Below are 5238 nucleotides of genomic sequence, written 5' to 3'. Positions count from 1 at the left end.
TGTTGTATGAGTAGTTTTGCTGGAGTGCTGTCATAGTCTGCCCTGCACGGCCTACCGAAGCAAGCCTGCCTATGGAGTCATACTCGCGTGACGCTACCACCCTGGTTGCGGAAGTGCCCGACTGATGCGTCGTAACCAGAGCACGACCCATCCCTTCATAGGTGTAGGTCAGCTTCTCCGTGTACGTGCTAAGCAAGGTTGGCTTACCGTGCACAATCTTGCGCGCGGTCACGTTGCCTGCGAAGTCGTATGCAATATATTCCCTGTCAGTGTTCCCGAACAAGGTCCTCGACGCCTTCTGGATCACGCGGCCCTTGTCATCGTAGTACAGCGCGTCCCCGAGGAAGGTCTCGGAAGTTGATGTACCGTCGAGCACCCTCACGAGACGTCCCGTGAGCAGGCCGGTAGCAGTGAGCAGGGAGTGCCTTCCGTACGGCTCGCCTGAGGACGGAGCCGAGTATGAAAGCGACGTGGTCCCGGCACAGAATCCGTAGCCGTCGTAATAGCAGACAGTGAGTATCCTGACATCGGTGCCCAGCGAAGAGATTCCGTTTAGGTCATAGCCCTTCAGAGACCCGGCATAGTCCGGAGATGCCGGCATGCTGACGTATATGTTGGTTGTCGCTATCGGATCAGCAGAGACGTCCATCGTGCGCACCACCGTTCCGGTGACGCACTCCCTCCCTAAGATGTCGACGAGCCGGAACACCCATCGTCCCTGCTCCCTCTGCACGGCGTCCTGCGTGAAGACGCACCTTCCGCCCTTGTCGTAGGCCATGTATGTCCATCCTCCGCCCGGGATGTTCTTCTCGATGCAGTTGCCCCTGCCGTCATATCTGTATAGAAAGGCAAGATCCTCTATCTCCGAGTAGTTCCATTGGCTGGCATCTGAGCTCTCCAACTGTGCGGTGAGCTTCGGCGGGATCACCGCCGCGACCCTTCCGAGGGCGTCGCGCACGGTGTGGGTGTCGGCATAGGTCACATCTCCGGTGACGTCGTCCGTAAGGATGCGTCTGGTGAGGACCTCCTCGCCGTGTACATTGCTGAACACGAGGGTGACTTCGTCGTCCTCGCTTATGGTCTTCGTGACGTTCAGGAGCCCATCGGACGTGAGACCTGGGTTTCTCAGGAGCCGCCTGCCCACGGTCAGCGGATTCCCGTCGGAATCGGTGACCCTGAAGCCCCGGTGCATGAGTTCCGGCACCGTGGTGGAGTTGGCGTACAGCAAGGTCGTCACCTTCTTATCGGCGTCGCGCCAGGCCTGGCCCGGTCCCATGACGGAAAGTATCCTGTCCCTCGGAGACGCTTCGTAAACGTTCTCCGAGTACTTAATAGGGTCAGTATCGTCAAGGGCAGCGTCGGAAGGGGTCGGGATGTGGTTCCTGAGTTCCCTGCCGACATTGTCATATTCCTTTCTGGTGATGATGTCCCGGCCTTCTCCTCCTCCGTCGACGATTACTTCCTGCACCGGACGGCCGAGCCCGTCCATGTGGGATACGGTGAGTCTCGACGAGCCTCCGTTCTCCGAGGTGAACAGCCGTGACTCGACGACATTGTCGGTCCCGGAGCCTCCTCCGGCGGTGGCGAGGGTGTAGCTGCTTCCGCTCAGGATGTTGCCGTCATTGTCGCGGACTTCGCTGAGCCTTCCGAGTGCGTCGTATCCGTAGGACTCGATCACTCCTCTCGCGTCGGTCTTCGCCGTCATTCCGACGAATTCCCTGTAGCTGTATGATTCAGGCATCGAGCCTTCAGGATATATCCTCACGTTGCTCACCGTCCTGCCGGTGCCTCCGATGGTGACGTTCCCTCCGTTATAGGCTGTCCTCACGTAGTGCCATTCTCCACCAGCCTGCCTTTCCATGTAGTCGAGAATGTAGGCCCTGCCCGACGGGATGCTCCTGTCCACGGTCAGCGGACCTTCATGGCCATGTCCGCAGTGGAAACCCTCTCCGGACTCGCTCTCGACGTCGAGGTCGACGAAGAATGATTCCGGTGAATATGTGGCAGCGGTAGCATGGGTCACAACGACAGACCCGCCGACGGCCTCGGATGATCCGCTCGTTCCGCGCCAGTCGAGAAGACGCACGGACATCGTGTGCCTTCCGGAATCAATCGGCAGGCTGAGGCTGGCCTGGTACAAGCTGATGAGAGACTGCCATATGGCATCGGGCGCCTCGGGACGGGACCATTGTGCCAGGTGGTATGTCGTGCCGTCAATCGTCACCATTGCGTGGAGCGCGTATCCGTAATCGGGTGTCATGTCGCATCGGAAAGTCGACGGTGCGTCCGTTACGAAGTCCTTGGAGACGATATCCTGATAGTTGACGAGAATCTGGTGTCTTGTGGAGGAGACGCCTGGTGGTATGACCCGGTCGGCCGTGCGTATGGACATGCACGGCTCCCCGTGACGCAGGCTCCAGGCCATCTCCGATGCGCTGCCGTCCTTCATCCCGGCGAAGAGCGGCGATGCGTGCCCGTCGAATCCCTTCACCTCGATGTCCGGCGTGGACTGCATGTATGACATCGGGGAGTCGGCGTATCTGTCTATTGTAACCGGACTGTCAATTCTTGCCGAGTATGACCTGCACGCAAGCCATACCGGCCGCATCGCGAGTCCTACGATGACGACAGTCCTCTCAGAGGGGAGCGCAGGGATGTATCTTATCACGTGTTCGCGCTCCTGCGCGTCGACGACCAATCCGTCGCGCAGCCTGGCGATACCTAAGACAAGCCCTCTAAATCCTTCCGACACCATGTCGTCGTGGTCAGGTCCCGGCCTGTCTGCTGGATAGAAGTATCTCGTCTCCTCCGACATCGTTTCGGGTGACGCTCCGCGGCTGCTTCTCCGGTGTGTCTCTGCGGTCATGAGACGGTCAGGGTTATATGTGTATTCGTAGCTGTCCACGATGAGGCTGCCATCGTCGCATCGCTCCGTGACCACGCGCGACCTGAGGGACGGATATCCGCAAGGGACCTGTGAATAAGACAGGAAGAGCAGTGCGTCATCGGAGTAGATGTCTTTCGCAGCGGTTGCGTAGCTCATACTGTGTGGTGAATCGTATTCCAGCGTCTCTTCTGTCAGTATGATGCCGTCCCGGTTGCATAGCTTCTTGTTCCACAGGAGCCCACGGGAAATCGCGGCTGAAACTATTTTCCCATAAAGTGGGGACTCGGTACCGTTGCCAAGCATGATGTCAGACATACTGTCCCTGTGAAGCGGATTCTCGTGGTTCAGATAACGATATTCGACGTATCCCCCGTCCTGAAACACTTCTCGCACGAGGCTGTACGTGACATGACTACCGTCAGTCTCGGACAGCGGCAGAATCGGCAACTCGCTGTACATGGAGAAATGGCCGGTCAATATGTCCGAGAATAACATGAAACTGTAAATCCCGGACGCCTCGGACCGCCCCTTGTCGCTGAGGACTCCCTTTGAAATTCCGGACTCCTCATAGCTGAATATACGTGTAATACCATCTCCGTCTGCGGCGTGGTGGTCGGTGATGGACTTTATCCTCAGTCCTCCGGCCATGCGCGGTGTCTCCATGGTTTCAACAAGGAATGCCGGAGGTAAGACCGTGGTTGCGTAGCTGTGTGGCTCCCATTCAAAGTCAGTCCATCCTCCTGTGGGATAATGGACCTGGATGAGCATTTCCGCGGCCATGTGCTCTGCCGACGGGCTTCTGTCGCTGTCCAGTCCGTGCCCGAAGTGCTCGAGGAGCGATTCGTAGCAGTGACCGTTGTAATAACCCCATCTGTCCGTCTCCCTCGAATTATATCTAGGTAGAGGTGTGGCATTATAAGTGAATGAGTAGGCTCCCTCTGATGTCTGTCCCTCAGCTGGGTTCACGATGTGCACATCCGTGAGTTTAAGCCTTTCCGAGTCCGATTCCCGATAGCTGAGCCTGACGTCTCTGCACTCTCCGACGATTCTGACCAGCTTGCAATAGTAATCCCTGCTTCGGAATTCGGCGTATGAGAGGTTCGGGCTTGGCCTGGCTTCCGTAAGGTCTGCCACATATGTCGAGAAGTCGTTCTCGAAATCGTCCCGTCCGAAATCGTATCCCAGCTCCGTCGTTCGCTCTCTCACGAAATCGAGGTGGTCTCCAGAAAGGGTGCATTCGATGCTGCAGAGATATGATGGCATCAGGAAGTGGAAATTCAGATTCGCCTTGAATTCGTGTTTCATAGCCTCGTACGTGTCGTGCATATCCCATGGCAGGGGCCAGTAAGTTCTCAGTGGTCTGGGGGAGCTGTTGTCTCCTGAATACTGCCAACCGCAATGGTTGTCGCGTAGCACTATGGGGACACCATCCCTGGAATAGCTGAAGACGAAGACCTCTCCGTCAGCTCGTTCCAGACGAGTAAGCATCCAAGTGTTGGCAGTCGCGACAGCATCCCAGTTCCTGGTGTTAACAATCGTGGGCGAGTTTGGGGCGAAAATCGGGTGCTGGGTGATGGAATACTCTATGGCGTCATCTGTTCCACCGAAGACATACCTGTTGCCATGCTGGTCCTTAAGCACTATCTTTCTAATGTAGCAGAATCTCTTTGCCTTGATCTCGTCGTATCCCATGCCAGGGTACAAGTTGAGTTCAGCCCTGTAATTGTCGTCAGCCAATTCGAAGCATTCCAGTGTGATTGCCGACTCGTCACGCGAGATGACCCTGATCTCATGCTCGCCTACGATCACAAAGCTTGCAGATATTCCTGGAGCGCTTACGATGTATTCGTCTGGCTCATAGTCAATACCAACCTTGCTCATCTTCTCATAAAGAAGGGATTCTGACCAAGGGACCGAAGACTGAAGTTCTGACATATGGTGGAGGTATCCAGGATTCCTAGGACAGGGGTAACTATGGTATGAGTCGTATTCCCTCTTGACCATTTCGTCCTTAATCCCGTGGATCACCCTCGTGATGCATCCTCCGGCATGGAGACTCCATCCGAGTCCGACCCATCCGGGATGCTGCTCCGGCTTGATACCGCCTCCGTGGTAGCTCAATGACACCGGAAGTGTAAATCCTCTGCCTCGCACCTCTGTGAGGGGGACGGATATCTGAGGAAGTCCGTGGAAATAGCTCACGGGAGTTCTGCCGTACAGGCCTAACTGATAGGCAGTAGGGGAAATTGCTTGAGGGAAGAGGTTGGTTGCGTCCATGGTCGTAGTGGTCGTGTAAGGTCAGTCCTTGAAAGTGCTGGTAACAAATTTAGTTCTTTGTGCTGTTAAATGCA

At 56.3% G+C, this 5238-nt stretch carries 1 protein-coding gene; it reads right to left on the bottom strand.

The window, feature by feature from the left end:
* Window positions 1–5164 (bottom strand): DUF6443 domain-containing protein (locus tag AC06ND_RS06000; RefSeq protein ID WP_475678089.1); only part of this gene is annotated, 5164 nt, incomplete at its 3' end.
* Window positions 5165–5238 lie beyond the last annotated feature (74 nt).

This window comes from Candidatus Cryptobacteroides sp., from assembly GCF_056207615.1.
Note: the sequence above shows the minus strand (reverse complement) of the source record. Positions and strands in the feature narration are given on the sequence as shown.